Source organism: Burkholderia sp. MSMB1835, assembly GCF_001526365.1.
Taxonomy (GTDB): Bacteria; Pseudomonadota; Gammaproteobacteria; order Burkholderiales; family Burkholderiaceae; genus Burkholderia.
The window spans coordinates 244,148-259,327 of record NZ_LOYP01000005.1 but is presented as its reverse complement, the minus strand read 5'-3'; the positions used below and the strand labels follow the sequence as shown (position 1 = coordinate 259,327).

The window sequence follows — 15,180 nt, the reverse complement described above, 5'->3', positions numbered from 1 at the left end:
ATGAAAAAGAAACTGATTGGTTTGGCTATTGCATTGAGCGCGCTGGCGATGCCGCCGCTGTCGGACGCGGCCGACACGAGCGGGACGATCAGCCTTGCAATCGGCGCGCAACGGCAGCTTGCGACGGGGCGTGCGCTGCAGCGGGTCGCGGTCGGCGATCCGTCGGTGGCCGACGTGCTCGTCGTCAAGGGCGGGCACGGCGGCGTGCTGCTGGTGGCGAAGAATGCCGGCGCGACGAACGTGATGATCTGGGAGCGCGGCCGCGACGAGCCGACCGTCTATAACGTGAACGTCACGAGCGGGGCGGCGCGGGCACTCCTCGACGGTGCGTCGCCGAGCGTGAACACGTACGGCGGCACGACGGTGATCGGCGGTACGTCCGGAACGCTCGACGGGCATCAGCGGGCCGTGCATGCGGCGAAGACAGTCGGCGGCAAGGACGGGACGACGCTGGATGCGTCGACGATCTCCGGCAAGAATGTCGTGCAGGTCGACGTGCGGGTCGTCGAATTCAGCCGCTCGGTGCTGAAGCAGGCGGGGCTCAACTTCTTCAAGCAGAGCAACGGCTTTGCGTTCGGGGCCTTCGCGCCGACGGGGCTGACAGCGATTACCGGCTCGCCGAACAGCTCGCTCACCTACAACACGAACGTGCCGATTTCGTCGGCGTTCAACCTCGTCATCCATTCCATGTCCCGCGGGTTGTTCGCCGACCTGTCGATTCTCGAGGCGAATAACCTGGCCCGAGTACTCGCGCAGCCGACGCTCGTCGCGTTGTCCGGTCAGAGCGCGAATTTCCTCGCGGGCGGCGAAATTCCGGTGCCGGTGCCGCAATCGCTCGGCACGATCTCGATCGAGTGGAAACCCTACGGCGTCGGACTGACGGTTACGCCGACCGTGCTGAATCCGCGGCGGATCGCGCTGAAGGTCGCGCCCGAATCGAGCCAGCTCGACTTCGTGCATTCGATCACGATCAACGGCGTGCAGGTGCCCGCGCTGACGACGCGGCGTGCGGACACGACGGTCGAGCTCGGCGACGGCGAAAGCTTCGTGATCGGCGGCTTGATCGACCGCGAGACCACGTCCAACGTCAACAAGGTGCCGTTCCTGGGCGATCTGCCGATCATCGGCGCGTTTTTCAAGAATCTGAGCTACCAGCAGAACGACAAGGAGCTCGTGATCATCGTGACGCCGCATCTCGTTGCACCGATCGCGCAGGGCGCACCGCTGCCGGCGACGCCGGGGGAGCTGTCCGAGCAGCGCGACGGTCCGGTGTGGCGTTCGTACCTGGGCGGCATGGCATCGCCGGACGCAGGGCCGGGGTTCTCGAAATGAGCGCGCCGAATCGTTACCGGACCGCGCAGGCCGTCGCGCATGACGCGATGCCTTGCTTCATTGGGAGTATTCAAGATGAATGCGAGAACCTATTCCTTGGCTGAGCCCGCCGTCACCGACCACTTCGTCTGCGCATCCTCTCTTGCCGAGCATGTGCATTGGCTGTCGCAATCGCTGGTGTCCGCCGGCGCGGTCGAAGGGGTACCGCTCGACGGCGCCGCGCTGTCGCAGCGTATCGGCGTGTTGAATCCGGCGCTGGCATTCATCGATTTTTCCGGTGATTGCGCGGCTGCAAGCACGGTGGTATCCGCGGTACGCGCGGCGCATCCGGGCGTGCCGGTCGTCGCACTGGGCTCGCTCGCGCAACCCGAAGGCGCACTCGCCGCGCTGCGCGCGGGGGTGCGCGATTTCGTCGATTTTTCCGCACCGGCCGACGAAGCGCTGCGGATCACGCGGGTGTTGCTCGACAACGTCGGCGAGCCGGCGAATCGCCACGGGAAGGTCACCGCCTTGCTCGGCGCGCGCGCCGGGATGGGGGTGAGCACGCTCGCCGCGAACCTGTCGGTGCTGATGCAGCGCCGGCCGGCCGCCCCCGCGCACACGGCGGCGCTCCTCGATCTCGGGCTGCCGGCCGGCGACGGCGCGCTGTTCCTGAACACGCGCTGCGAATTTCACTTCGTCGAGGCGGTGCGCAACCTGCGCCGGATCGACCGCACGTTCGTGACGACTGCGCTCGCGCGCCACTCGAGCGGCGTCGCCCTGACGACGCTGCCGCCGAATCTCGCCGAGCTGCGCGACGTGGCGACGGCGTCGTGCGCGGCGCTGCTGAACCGGCTGCGGGCGTTCTTCGATCATCAGATCGTCGATCTCGGCGGCTTTCCGAATCGCGAATTCATCGCGCAGGTCGTGAACCTGGCGGACGAAGCATGGCTGGTTTGCGACCAGGGCGTGGCGTCGGTCGTGTCTGCCGTCGAGATGCTGGACGGGTTGCGCGAGGCCGGTGCCGCGACCGACCGGATCCGGCTCGTCGTCAACCAGTTCGACGCCGAGCTCGGCTTGATGCCCGCGCAGATCGCCGAACGGCTCGAACTGTCGCTGGTTGCGACACTGCCGTCGCGGCGCGTGTCGATCGGGCATGCGGCGAACCAGGGCAAGCTGATCGCCGAGGTCGCGGAACGCGATCCGTACGTCCGTGCGCTCGGGCCGCTGGTCGAGCGCCTCGCGGGCGCGCCGGCGCCCGGAGCGACCCCGCGTGCGACCGGCGGCCTCTCGGCGCTCAGGCGCATCATTCAATCCTCAACGAAGCGGTCGTAAGCGATGGCACACGACATTCAATTTGCCGACGGCGCAGCGCCGTTCTCGCAAACGCAACAGTTCCACGACATCAAGAATGCCGCGCACGAGCATCTGCTCACGCGGATCGAGGAGCTGGGTGCCGAATTCGGCCGTTGGTCGCGACAGGCGATCAACCAGTTCGTCGATCTCGAAATCGACAGCTTCGTGCGGCTACGGCGCATCCCGCTCAACGAGAGCGAGGTGCGCGCGGTGGCCGAGGCGCTGACGAAGGAGCTCGCCGGCTTCGGGCCGATCGAAGACCTGTTGGCCGACCCGCACGTCGAGGACATCCTGATCAACGGCTACAACGACATCTACGTGTCGCGCCACGGGATCCTGTCGAAGCTGCCGATCCGCTTTACCGACAACGCGCATCTGCTGCGGATCGTGCGACGGATTCTCGCACCGGTCGGCCGGCGGCTCGACGAATCGAACCCGATGGTCGATGCGCGGCTGCCCGACGGCGGGCGGGTCAACGTCGTGATCGAACCGCTGTCGATCGACGGGCCGGTCGTATCGATCCGGAAATTCCGCAAGGACCCGCTGAAGCCCGAGGACCTGCTGGGCAACGGCACCTACAACGAGGAAATCGGCCGGCTGCTCGAAGCGGCGGTCGACGCGCGCTGCAACGTCCTCGTGTCGGGCGGCACCAGTTCGGGCAAGACGTCGCTGCTGAACGCGCTGGCGTTTCACATCCCGATGGCCGAACGCGTCGTGACGATCGAGGATACGGCCGAACTGTCGTTGAATCACCCGCACGTCGTGCGGCTCGAGAGCCGTCCCGGCGGGTTCGACGGCAGCGGCGTCGTGACGATTCGCGACCTGCTGCGAAACACGCTGCGGATGCGGCCGGACCGGATCATCGTCGGCGAAGTGCGCGGCGGCGAAGTGCTCGAAATGCTGCAGGCGATGAATACCGGCCACGACGGATCGATGGGTACCGTGCACGCCAGCTCGCCGCGCGAATGCCTGTACCGGCTCGAGATGCTGGCCGGCTTCGCCGGTTTTCAGGGCACCGAAGCAAGCCTGCGGCGGCAGATCGCCAACGCGATCGACTTCATCGTGCAGATCGGCCGGCTGTCCAACGGCCGCCGCCGCATCCTGTCGATCACCGAAGTCACCGGCATGTCGGACAACGTCGTGTCGACGCAGGAGCTGTATCGCTACGAGGCGCGTGTCACGCCGGAGGGCGAAGAGATCGATCATTGGGAGTCGCTCGGCATTCATCCGCATTCGCCGAAGCTGGCACGTTTCCGCAGCACGCTGGTGTCCGCGGGCGGCGGCGGGTTCGGTGGCAACTTCGGGCGAGGCGGGGGCTTCAATGTCTAGCGCCACCTTGCTCGCGCTGATGTTCGCGCTGATCTGCGCGGCGGCCGGATTGTTGCTGTGGCGCGGAAGTCAGGTGCGTGAAGGGCGTGCGCATACGCAGCGGTTCTTCGACAGCCGCGTGGGACAGGGCGCGCGTTCCGCTCCCCCGACTGGCGATACGCGCCCCGCACGCGCCCCGGCGGCCGGTACGGCGAACGCGCAGGCAGTCGAGCAAGGGCTCGCGCGCTGGCGCGCGTCGGTGCTCGACGCGTGGACCGTGCTGTCCGACCGCGCGGGCCTCGATGAAGTGCGCACCGGGCTCGTGATGGTGCTTGCAGTCATCGTGCTACTCGCGTTGTGGGCCGGCATGGCCGGCGGCGTGCTCGCCGCGGCGGCGGCGGCCGTGGCGGGCAGTGTGCTCGTCGTTCTGTGGGTCACGTCGCGCATCAGCCGGCGCCGCCTGAAGATCGTCCGTCAGTTGCCGTCGTTTCTCGACGGGATCGTGCGGCTCGTGACGCTCGGGAACAGCGTGCCGGCGGCGTTCCAGTCGGCGCTGCAGACGGCCGAGATGCCGCTGCGCCGCTGCCTCGACGACGTGTCGCAGATGCTGCGCTCCGGCGTCGAGATCGACCGCGCGATGCTGCACATCGCGCACACCTACCGTATCCGCGAATTCGAACTGGTCGGGGCGGTGTTGCGTCTGTCGGTCCGCTACGGCGGACGGGCGGACGTGATGCTCGACCGGATGTCGACCTTCATGCGCGATCTCGAGCAGGCGGAACGCGAACTGTCCGCGATGTCGGCCGAGACCCGGCTGTCCGCCTGGGTGCTGGCGCTGTTGCCGATCGCGGTCGGCAGTTTCGTCATCGCGACGAGCCCGCGCTACTTCACGGCGATGTGGAGCGACGATAACGGACGTCAGCTGATTTACCTGGCGTTCGCGCTGCAGGCGATCGGCGGTCTCTGGCTGTTCCGGCTCGCGCGGCTGAGGTGAATCGATGGATGCAAACCGTTTAGGCGCACTTGCGCTGGTGCTCGGATCGATCGGCGTGCTGCTGCTTGCCGCGCTCGCGATCGTCCGCGTCGTGCTCGTGCAGCGTGCCGAGCGCGCGCTGGCGCATGCGCTCGACCGCCGGGCCGCCGCAGTCGAAGCGGCTGCCGCGCGCGCCGGCTCCGCCGAAGCGGCACGCGAGGCGGTGACACCGCCCGCGCCGCGTGTCCGTTTCGCGGGGCTGCGCGAACGTTTCGAAGACGTCGGGATGCGGTGGCTCGATACCGGCTTCAGCAGATATCTGATCGCCGACGAAGATCGCCAACTGCTCGAACAGTGCGGTTTCGTCGACGTGCGTGCCAGAGCGCTGTTCGTCGGCGCTCGCATCGTCTGCGCGATCCTGCTGCCGGCGCTCGCGGTGCTGGTACTGATCGGCCGCGGGCAACAGGCGCGCTGGCCGCTGTGGATATCCGTCGCGCTCGTGACCGGCTACATGCTGCCGAAGATCTATGTGCGCCGGCGCGCCACCGCGCGCCGGCAGAGCATCGCGGCCGAACTGCCGCTGCTCGTCGACATGTTGCGGCTGCTGCAGGGCGTCGGCCTGTCGCTCGACCAGAGCATCCAGGTCGTCACGCACGATTTTCAGACGATGCTGCCGGTGCTGTCGTGGGAGCTCGGCGTCGCGCAGCGGCAGTTCGCGGCCGGGCGCACGCGCGAACAATCGCTGCAACGCCTGACGAACAGTTTCGACAACGAGGATTTGCGCGCGATCGTGCGCTTGCTGATTCAGGTCGACAAGCATGGCGGCGCGGTGCAAGAGCCGCTGAAACAATTCGGTGACCGTCTGCGCGAAGGGCGTCGCGCGACGCTGCGCGAACAGATCGGTCGCCTGACGGTGAAGATGACCGGCGTGATGATCGTCACGCTGTTGCCGGCACTGTTGATCGTGACCGCGGGGCCGGGGATCATGACCGTGCTGTCCGCGCTCGCTGCGATTCAGCATTGATGCGGCATGAGGGGAAGGAGCGACACGAGATGAATCGATTGGGTTGGGTTCGCACGCTCGCAGGCGCGACGGCGTGCGCGTTGCTCGCCAGCGGGTGTGCGATGTTCAAGGAGTCCGGATACGGAATCGGCGCGCAGGCCGAACGCGGCGCGCTGATGCAGGCCGCCGCCGACAAGAATGCGCCGCCCGATACGCCGGGCATGTATCTGGGCCTGATCGAGCGGATGCAGGGGCAGGGGCTGTATTTTGCGTCGCTCGCGCACATCGATCAGTACGAGAAGCAATATGGCGCATCGCCGGACACGATCCTGCTGCGTGCCGACGCGTTGCGCGCGACCGGCCAGTACGACGCCGGCGTGGCCGCCTATACCAAGTTGCTGACGACGCCGCTTGCCGCGCGCGGCTATCGCGGGCTGGGGCTGACCGCCGGCGCCCGCGGCGATTTCGCGCTGGCCGCGCAGCAGCTCGAACAGGCGACGGCACTTGCGCCGACCGATGCGGCGACGTTGTCCGACCTCGCGTATTCGAAGATGCGTGAAGGCGATCTGGCGGGGGCGCGCGTGCCGCTGCTGAAGGCGGCCGAACTCGAGCAGAAGAACCCGAAGATCCTCAGCAACTTCGTGCTGTATCTGCTCGCGACCGGCCATGCGAAAGATGCGCGGCGGCTGATGGATCAGCAGAAGCTGTCGCCCGCGGTGCGCGGCCAGATTCGTGACGACGAGACGAAGGTTGCGGCGGCGATGCGCGCGAAGCAGCGCGCCATCGCCTATGCGCCGGCCAGCGTGTCCGTGCCGTCGGTGGCGAGCAGCGACAATTTCGATCTTGCCGTGCCGCTGCTGCAGCGTTTCGCGCGATAACGACGATATTCACGGAGGCCATCATGTTTCACCTTTCCTTAATCCGCGTGCGGGCCGTGGGCATCGCGTTCGCGTGCTCGCTGAGCGCGGGCGTCGCGCATGCGCAAAGCGACACGCCGGCGTCCGAAATCGGTCATGCGACCAGCGCGCTGCTCGACCTGCAGCGCTCGAATCGGGCGGCCGCTACGCCGCAACCGATCGACGGCACGGCCGGGACGTATGCGTATCAGCGCTATATCGACTCGTTCAAGACGCCGATTCCGCAGTGGTTCGGCACGATGTCGGCGTCGGGCGGCGGCAGCAGCGGCGGCAGCGGCAGCGGCGGGCTGTCCGGCGGCGATCTCGCGCGCTGACGGAGCAAAACGGTGACTACCCGGCACAGTGGCGGCACGATCCGCCGCGCGTCACGACAGCGCGGCGCGTTCTCGGTGATGGCGATCATCGCGATGCTGATCGCCGTCACCACGCTTGGCGCCATTGGCGTCGGTAATCTCTTTTACCAGCGTCGAGACGTGCAGCGAATTGCCGACATGGCTGCGCTCGCGGCCGTGCAGCGGATGGACGATGCCTGTTCGCAGCCGACTGCCACCGCGACCAGCAATGCGCAGTCGAACGGGCTCAATGCGTCGAACGGCGACACGATCAGCATCGAATGCGGCCGCTGGGATACGTCTGCCAATCCGGCACCCAGCTACTACGCCGCCGCGACATCCGGGACCACGCAGTTGAACGCCGCCAAGGTGGTCGTCACGCGCCAGGTGCCGTTCTTCTTCGTCGGACCGCCGCAGACGGTGTCCGCGGTATCGACCGCGCGTTCGACGAACATCGATACGTTCTCGGTGGGCGCGACCCTTGCCGCGCTCGGCGGGGTTGGCTGCTCGGGCGGATCGGCGCCGACGTCCGGCAATCCGGGGCTCGTCAACGGGTTGATCGGCGCGCTGCTCGGCGCCAACCTGAACCTCAACATCGCGTCGTATCAAGCGCTTGCGTGCACCAACGTGACGGTCGGTGACCTCGTCGTGGCGGCGGGCGTCGGCACGGTCGATCAACTGCTCGCGCTGAAGCTCACGCTGCCGCAACTGATCCAGTTGATGGTGAAGGCGGCCTCGCAGACGTCCGTCGTGAACGCAAGCCTGCAGGCGAGCGTGGCCGCGCTGCAGGCGATCGTGAACGCCAACGTCCCGGGGACGTCGATCGGTCTCGGCGGCGCGGGCGGGTTGCTGAACGTCGCGCTCGCGGATACGCAAGCGGCGCTCAACGCGCAGGTCGATCTGCTCGACCTGCTGATGGTCGGCGCGGAGATTGCGGCAACGGGCAAGCCGGCGGTTACTGTCAACGTGCCGTCGCTGAATCTCGGCGGGCTGACGGGAACGCAGTTGCAGGTGCAGATCATCAGCCCGCCGTCGATCGGCGTTGGCGAGGGCGGGATCGATCCGGCGACGGGAACGTGGCGTACGAAGGCGTCGACGGCGGCAGTGGGCGTGTATCTGAATGTCGCTCTCGGCACCGCGCAGTTACCGATACTCGGAACGTTGCTGAATCAGATCGCATCGATCAATGTCAAGCTCCCGATTTACTTGCAAGTCGGCACCGGTAGCGCATGGCTGAATTCGACGCAATGCGCGTCCACGCAGGAGGCAAGTACCGTCGTCATTACGGCGCAACCGGGCGTGGCCAATCTGTGCATCGGTCAGCCGCCGCTCGACGCATCAGGCAAGATCAGTCTGTCGTCGAATTACAGTTGTGCGTCGCCGGCGCAGATCATCGACATGAACGCGGTGCTCGGGCTTGTTCGGGTGACGGCCTCCATGTCGAACGTATCTGTCCAGGTGCAGGGTGCTTCCCAATCGCATACGTTCAATGGCGTGCCGGGAACCGATGCGAACTATTGGACCGTGAATTCGAATGCACTCGGCTCAGCGCTCAGTTCGGCGCTGACTCAACTCGCGGCTGCGACGATCACTGTCAACCTCCGCTTGGCCGACCTGACCAGTTTGCCGATCCCCTCGACCTTCGTATCGACGCTGCTCGGTTTTCTGACCAGTCTGCTCGGCCCGGTGCTGTCGAGCCTTGACGCAGTCCTCGTGCCGCTGCTGAATCTGCTCGGCGTCCAGGTCGGCGCGGCGACGGTCCATCAGATCTCGCTTAGTTGCGGGGTCGCCCAAACGGTTTACTGAAGAAGCAGATCAGATGAGAAATACGCCCGCAATCGAAGAGCTCGACCTGTACGTCTGGGAAGGCAAGGCGGACATCGTCGACCGCGTCGCCCGATGCATGGCGAGCTTCGACGTCGAAGTGATCCGCGCCGACAACGCGGCGGTCTCGCCCGAGCGCGCCGCGATGCGGCGGTCGCTGGCGATCATCAGCGTGACGATGATCGAAGGCGGCGCGGCATTCCTGCGCGACTGGCAGGCCAACATCGGCATGCCGGTGGTCTGGGTCGGCGCGGCGCGCGACCACGACGCGTCGCAGTATCCGCCCGAGTATTCGCACATCCTGCCGCTCGACTTCACGTGCGCGGAATTGCGCGGCATGATCGGCAAGCTCGTCACGCAACTGCGTGCGCACGCGGCCGAAACGTTGCAGCCATCCGAACTCGTCGCGCACTCCGAATCGATGCAGGCGCTGCTGCACGAAGTCGATACGTTCGCCGATTGCGACACCAACGTGCTGCTGCACGGCGAAACCGGCGTCGGCAAGGAGCGCATCGCGCAACTGCTGCACGAAAAGCATTCGCGCTACCGGCACGGCGAATTCGTGCCGGTAAACTGCGGCGCGATTCCGGACGGCCTGTTCGAATCGCTGTTCTTCGGCCATGCGAAAGGGTCGTTCACCGGCGCGGTTGTTGCGCATAAAGGCTATTTCGAACAGGCGGCCGGCGGCACGCTGTTCCTCGACGAAGTCGGCGATCTGCCGCTGTATCAGCAGGTCAAGCTGCTGCGGGTGCTCGAGGACGGCGCGGTGCTGCGGGTCGGCGCGACGGCGCCGGTGAAGGTCGATTTCCGTCTGGTCGCGGCGAGCAACAAGAAGCTGCCGCAGCTCGTCAAGGAAGGGTTGTTCCGCGCCGATCTCTACTACCGGCTCGCGGTGATCGAGCTGAGCATCCCGTCGCTGGAGGAGCGCGGCGCGGTGGACAAGATCGCGCTGTTCAAGTCGTTCGTCGCCCAGGTGGTCGGCGAGGAGCGGCTCGCCGAGCTGTCCGATCTGCCGTACTGGCTCACGGATTCGGTCGCGGACAGCTATTTCCCCGGCAACGTGCGCGAATTGCGCAACCTCGCCGAGCGCGTCGGCGTGACGGTGCGGCAGACGGGCGGCTGGGACGCCGCGCGACTGCAGCGGCTGATCGCGCACGCACGCAGCGCGGCCCAGCCGGTGCCGGCGGAGAGTGCGGCCGAGGTGTTCGTCGATCGCAGCAAGTGGGACATGAACGAGCGCAGCCGCGTGATCGCGGCGCTCGACGCAAACGGTTGGCGGCGTCAGGACACGGCCCAGCAGCTCGGCATCAGCCGCAAGGTATTGTGGGAAAAAATGCGCAAATATCAGATCTTCGACGAAGAGCCCGAGACCCGCGAAAGCGAGTAATTAATGAGATAAAATCGCGGTGAATTACAACGACTCGGGCGGGAATAAAATTTCATGAGCCATATGACGGGGTTGAGGCGGGTAGGCGTGTTGCTCGCCATGATGGGAGGCATGCAAGGCGCGTTCGCGCAGGGGCTGGCAGGCAGCGATTCGCCGGCGGTGCAGCAGGCGTCGGCGCCGGTGGCCGCGATTCCGGTGATCGATTCGCAGGCGCAGACGTCGATACAGCCGCAGGCCGGCGAGACGACGGGGCCGAGCACGGTCGACGATTTGCAACGCCAGATCCAGGCGCATTCGCTGACGGAAATGCGCACGAGCTACAACGGCAGCTACGGCGCCAGCCTGCTGTTCAACGTCAAGGACGGTGCGTATTTCGTCGCGCTGTTCCAGCAGAAGGCGTTCTGGCGCGTGATCAAGACTTACGACGAAACGCGCGCGGAAGCGATCTATCGCGATTTCTCGCATCAGGCGGAGCGGCTGGCCGTCAACGAACTGCGGGCGGCGAAGCTGGAATCGCAGAAGGCGCAAATGGACAAGCAGATCGAAGTCACGCAGGAGCGCGCGCGGCGGCTGCAGGCGGACATCTCGATCGCGCGCCAGCAGCAGGCTGCGGTGGCGGATCGCCAGAAGAGCGTGCGGAGCGAAACGGCAGCGCTGCAAGCGCAACAGGCGCAGCTGCAGTCGCAATTGCGGGCGTTGCAGCAGCAGGTGCGTTCGCTGCAGCGCGAGGCCGACGCGGGGCTGCCGACGACGGCCCGCTGAACCCGGTGACGGCGGTGCGGCGACGCGCCGCATCGGCCGTACCAGTGAAAAGGGCAAGCCGGTTGGCTTGCCCTTTTTGTTTTACTGGCCGTCCGGCACGATTCGCCGGCGGCGCGTCACGATGACCGGCCCGTTGCCGCCGCGGGAATCCGACGGCGCGGCGTTGCCGGATGCATCGCCGGTGTCGCGCGGCGCGCCGTAGCTTTCACGCGGCTCGCGAGGTTCACGCGGTGCGCCGTAGCCTTCGCGCGGTTCGCGCGAACCGTAGCCTTCACGCGGCTCGCGGGCGCCGTAGCCGCCGTCGCCGCGCGATTCGCGCGGGCCGCCGTGCGAGCCGTACGGGCTGTGACCGCCGCCTTCACGGCCGCCGGGGCGACCGCCGGTGCGCGGGCCGCGGGGGCCGCCGCCGGGGCGCGAGCCGCCGGTGTCGAGCTGGATCGTGGAAATCGCACGCTTGTAGATGCCTTGCAGACCCACGGGGGTGCGCAGCATCACCAGATACTGGTCGAACGACTCGATACACCCCGTCAGACGAATGCCGTTGACGAGATAGATTTCAACACGCTTACGTTCCTTGCGTGCCGAATTGATGAAGTCGTTTTGCGGATGGGATTCTGCGGGATTGGCCATTGAGGTGCGGCAGGAGCCTGCGTCAGAGAATATGTTGTGCGTGTGTGTGGCGTGTTCGTCCACAAGGCGTTTGGCGGAATTCTACCTTGTTCGATAGGGAAGCGCGCAGTCGTGATTGTGTCGAACCGTAACCCACTATAGACGTTCCCGCGCATTTTCGCGATTAGGCCGAACGGCCAACGTCGTTTCGTTACGTCGCGTTACGACTCTCGCAGCCCCGTATCACCTCGGTGCGCGCGTCGCGCTTACATTGATCGCGCGAGCCGGGCAGGCCGGCTCATCAGGGATCCGGAGCATGAACAAGAGGCAAGTGGCAGGGATGATCGGGAGCATGGCGTTGCTCGTTTCCGGTAGTGCAATGGCGGGGCATGTGGACCTGTCGGTCGGCATCGGCGTGCCGGTCGCGCCGGTCTATGTCGAACCGGCGCCGGTCTATGTGGCGCCGCAGCCCGCCGTCGTCGCCTATCCGGGCTACGGATACGACTATGACGGCGATGACGACGACGATCGCTATCGCAAGTGGCGCAAGCACTATTACAAGCACTGGCATCGGCACCACGGCGACGACGATGACGATTGAGCCCCGTGGCGGCCCCGTCGGTGCGCGTCAGAACGCGTAGTCGGGGTTTTTCGGGTCGAATGCGGTGTCGTCGAGGGTCGCGGGCGCGATTTTCTCGATGACGATCCGCTCGAAGATCCTGCCGTCGTTGTCATAGGACTCGACGGTCCGGAAATAGGGGGCGTGCAGGTCGAGCCCCAGTACTTCCTTTTTCGCATAGAACTGCGGCCGGCCGGTCGGCGTTTCGTACGTGAGCGCGACGACGCGCACGCCGCCGATCGTCCTGGCTTCCACGTCGGTCGGCCGCTGCACGCCGGCTTCCAGGTATTTCTTCCCTTCGGTCAGGTACAGGTTCGCGATGAACTCGGTGCCGAGATCCTTCACCTGGTGATTCGACTGGGCGCGCGCGAGCGCGCCGTCGATCGCGGTCCATAACGGAATCTTGCCGAGCAGGCCGCCGAGATGGCCGTACATCTCGTCCTTGCGCTGCGTCGTGTCGTAGATCGTCTCCTGCCCGGCATGCGCGCCGCCCGGCAGCCATTTCGCATACACGCGCAGCGGCTCGCGGGTCGTCTTCACGAGCATGCGGTCGGGCGTGTCGGACCATTTCCCGTTGATGCGCTCCTGACGCACCATCGTGAACTGGTAAGACGGATAGCCGTTGGGGCCGTTACGGATATAGAGCGGCACGGCCAGCGGATCGAGCGCCTTGAAGAGCGCCGTGAGCGTCGCATCGTCGAGTTGCGCGAGCGTGCCGCGCTGGGCCGCCGTGCGCAGCCAGCGCGCCTGCTGCGCGAGCGGCTCGTGCGCGACCTTCGCGAGATCCGCGGGGAGCGCGGCGGCCGGTGCCGCGCTCGCGGCGTCGGCCTGTTCCTGTGCATGCAAGCCCGCCTGCGCGAGCGACAGCACGCATGCGACGGCTGCCGCGGCGGCATGCCGCGCGCGGCGCTTCATTCCTTCGTTCATCGATAGCGTCTCCCGCAGCGATGGATCGTTCAGCCTTGCTTCGCGGCCTGGATTTTGGCGAGTTCCTCGTCGCGCAGCGCGCGGCGCAGGATCTTGCCGACGTTCGTCTGCGGCAGTGCGTCGCGGAACTCGACGAATTTCGGCATCTTGTAGCCGGTCAGGTTCTTGCGGCAGTGCGCGAGTACGTCCTCGGCCGTCAACGACGGGTCGCGACGCACGACGAACACCTTGATCCGCTCGCCCTGTACTTCGTCCGGAATGCCGATCGCCGCGGCTTCGCTGATGCCGGGATGCATCACGAGCACTTCCTCGATCTCGTTCGGATACACGTTGAAGCCCGACACGAGGATCATGTCCTTCTTGCGATCGATGAGGCGGATGAAGCCGCGCTCGTCCATCACGCCGATGTCGCCGGTGGCGAGCCAGCCGTCGGCGTCGATCACCTTGGCCGTCTCGTCGGGGCGCTGCCAGTAGCCGCGCATCACCTGCGGGCCGCGCACGCACAGCTCGCCCGGCTCGCCGATCGCGGCCCAGGTGCCGTCCTCGCGACGAAAGCGCACGACGGTCGACGGCGCGGGCAGGCCGATCGAACCGCTGAACGCTGCCATGTCGTTCAGGTCCACGGGATTCATCGTGACGATCGGAGAACACTCCGTGAGACCGTAGCCTTCGACCACCGGCCGGCCCGTCACCTGCTGGAAGCGCTCGGCGACCGCGCGCTGCATCGCCATCCCGCCCGCCATCGCGAGCTTGAGCTTCGAGAAGTCGCGCTGGCGGAATTCGTCGTTGTCGAGGAACGCGTTGTACAGCGTGTTGATGCCGGTGATTCCCGTGAACGTCTCGTGGCGGATGATCTTCATCACCATCTTCATGTCGCGCGGGTTCGCGATCAGGATGTTGCGCCCGCCGAGCCCCATGAAGATGAACGCGTTCACCGTCAGCGAATAGATATGATAGAGCGGCAGCGGCGTGAGCACGGTTTCGACGTCGCCCGACACCTGGTCGGCGATCCAGGCCTTCGCCTGCAGCAGGTTCGCGATCAGGTTGCCGTGTGTGAGCATCGCGCCTTTCGCGACGCCGGTCGTGCCGCCCGTGTACTGCAGGAACGCGAGATCGTCGCGCGTGGTCTGCACCGGTTGCGGCTTGCCGCGCGCGCCGAGCGCGAGGGCGGAGCGCAGCCGGATCGCCTGCGGCAGGTGATAGGCCGGCACGAGCTTCTTCACGTGCTTCAGCACGAAATTGATCAGGCGTCCTTTCGCGTTGAAACCGTCGGCGAGCAGATCGCCGAGCGCGGTGACGACGATGTGTTTCACCTGCGTTTCCGGCAGCGCGTCCTGCAGCGTGCGCGCGAAGTTCTCGAACACGACGATCGTCTGCGCGCCGCTGTCCTTCAACTGGTGCGCGAGTTCGCGCACGGTGTAGAGCGGATTCACGTTGACGACGATCGCGCCGGCCTTCAGCGTGCCGAACAGCGCGACCGGATACTGGAACGTGTTCGGCAGCATGATCGCGACGCGGTCGCCGGGCTTCACGCCGAGGCTTTGCAGATACGACGCGAACGCGTCGACTTTCCGCGCGAGCGTGCGGTAGGTCATCGACGCGCCGGCGCTCACGTAGGCGACGCGGTCGGCGAAGCGGGTCGTGCATTCGTCGAAGAACTGCACGAGCGACGCGTATTGCGTGACGTCGATCTCGTGCGGGACGCCGGGCGGGTACGACGCGTACCAGATGGCATCGGTGTTCGGCGGAATCTGAGCCGAGGTGGGTGCTGCGGAAGATGACATGACGTGTCTCCGGTCTTGGCGCTCGGCGAGGGTCGGCGCGCCAGCGCCAGCCCATGCCCCGTGCTTCG

At 66.3% G+C, this 15,180-nt stretch carries 14 protein-coding genes; 11 read left to right on the top strand and 3 right to left on the bottom strand.

The window, feature by feature from the left end; genetic code table 11:
- The 10 genes from WS96_RS04415 to WS96_RS04370 all read left to right on the top strand — a co-directional run bounded on the left by WS96_RS04415 (position 1) and on the right by WS96_RS04370 (position 11,173).
- Complete coding sequence (locus tag WS96_RS04415) at positions 1 to 1,332, top strand: type II and III secretion system protein family protein (RefSeq protein WP_059830888.1); 1,332 nt, start codon at positions 1 to 3, stop codon at positions 1,330 to 1,332.
- A gap of 75 nt (positions 1,333 to 1,407) precedes the next feature.
- Positions 1,408 to 2,646, top strand: coding sequence for a fimbrial protein (locus WS96_RS04410; protein ID WP_059830887.1), 1,239 nt, complete (start codon positions 1,408 to 1,410; stop codon positions 2,644 to 2,646).
- 3 nt (positions 2,647 to 2,649) lie between these two features.
- Complete coding sequence (locus WS96_RS04405; RefSeq protein WP_034207137.1) at positions 2,650 to 3,996, top strand: CpaF family protein; 1,347 nt, start codon at positions 2,650 to 2,652, stop codon at positions 3,994 to 3,996.
- A complete protein-coding gene (locus WS96_RS04400; RefSeq protein WP_059830885.1) occupies positions 3,989 to 4,969 on the top strand; it encodes a type II secretion system F family protein in 981 nt (326 codons plus the stop codon). The genes WS96_RS04405 and WS96_RS04400 overlap by 8 nt, the downstream gene beginning before the upstream one ends.
- A 4-nt stretch (positions 4,970 to 4,973) precedes the next feature.
- A complete protein-coding gene (locus tag WS96_RS04395; protein WP_034207139.1) occupies positions 4,974 to 5,972 on the top strand; it encodes a type II secretion system F family protein in 999 nt (332 codons plus the stop codon).
- Between the two features lie 29 nt (positions 5,973 to 6,001).
- Positions 6,002 to 6,829, top strand: coding sequence for a hypothetical protein (locus tag WS96_RS04390; protein WP_059826542.1), 828 nt, complete (start codon positions 6,002 to 6,004; stop codon positions 6,827 to 6,829).
- Positions 6,830 to 6,852: 23 nt separating this feature from the next.
- Entirely contained in the window at positions 6,853 to 7,182 is a 330-nt protein-coding gene (locus WS96_RS04385) for a DUF3613 domain-containing protein (RefSeq protein ID WP_059830884.1), read from the top strand.
- 12 nt (positions 7,183 to 7,194) lie between these two features.
- Positions 7,195 to 9,006: a TadG family pilus assembly protein gene (locus tag WS96_RS04380; RefSeq protein ID WP_059830882.1), complete on the top strand. Its 1,812-nt coding sequence runs from the start codon at positions 7,195 to 7,197 to the stop codon at positions 9,004 to 9,006.
- Between the two features lie 13 nt (positions 9,007 to 9,019).
- Entirely contained in the window at positions 9,020 to 10,411 is a 1,392-nt protein-coding gene (locus WS96_RS04375) for a sigma 54-interacting transcriptional regulator (protein WP_034207143.1), read from the top strand.
- Positions 10,412 to 10,465: 54 nt separating this feature from the next.
- The gene (locus tag WS96_RS04370; protein ID WP_034207144.1) at positions 10,466 to 11,173 is read left to right on the top strand and encodes a DUF2968 domain-containing protein; all 708 of its coding nucleotides are present in this window, start codon (positions 10,466 to 10,468) and stop codon (positions 11,171 to 11,173) included.
- Between the two features lie 81 nt (positions 11,174 to 11,254).
- On the opposite strand, the gene hfq is transcribed toward WS96_RS04370, so the two are convergent.
- Positions 11,255 to 11,803: an RNA chaperone Hfq gene (gene hfq / locus WS96_RS04365; protein ID WP_059785501.1), complete on the bottom strand. Its 549-nt coding sequence runs from the start codon at positions 11,801 to 11,803 to the stop codon at positions 11,255 to 11,257.
- 295 nt (positions 11,804 to 12,098) lie between these two features.
- On the opposite strand from hfq, the gene WS96_RS04360 reads away from it, so the two are divergent.
- The gene (locus WS96_RS04360) at positions 12,099 to 12,383 is read left to right on the top strand and encodes a PXPV repeat protein (protein ID WP_059830881.1); all 285 of its coding nucleotides are present in this window, start codon (positions 12,099 to 12,101) and stop codon (positions 12,381 to 12,383) included.
- A gap of 27 nt (positions 12,384 to 12,410) precedes the next feature.
- On the opposite strand, the gene WS96_RS04355 is transcribed toward WS96_RS04360, so the two are convergent.
- Both WS96_RS04355 and WS96_RS04350 read right to left on the bottom strand, forming a co-directional pair.
- Positions 12,411 to 13,328: a DUF1571 domain-containing protein gene (locus WS96_RS04355; RefSeq protein WP_059830879.1), complete on the bottom strand. Its 918-nt coding sequence runs from the start codon at positions 13,326 to 13,328 to the stop codon at positions 12,411 to 12,413.
- Positions 13,329 to 13,357: 29 nt separating this feature from the next.
- Positions 13,358 to 15,112 carry an AMP-binding protein gene (locus WS96_RS04350; protein WP_059785511.1) on the bottom strand — a complete coding sequence of 585 codons (1,755 nt, stop codon included), beginning with the start codon at positions 15,110 to 15,112 and terminating at the stop codon, positions 13,358 to 13,360.
- Positions 15,113 to 15,180 lie beyond the last annotated feature (68 nt).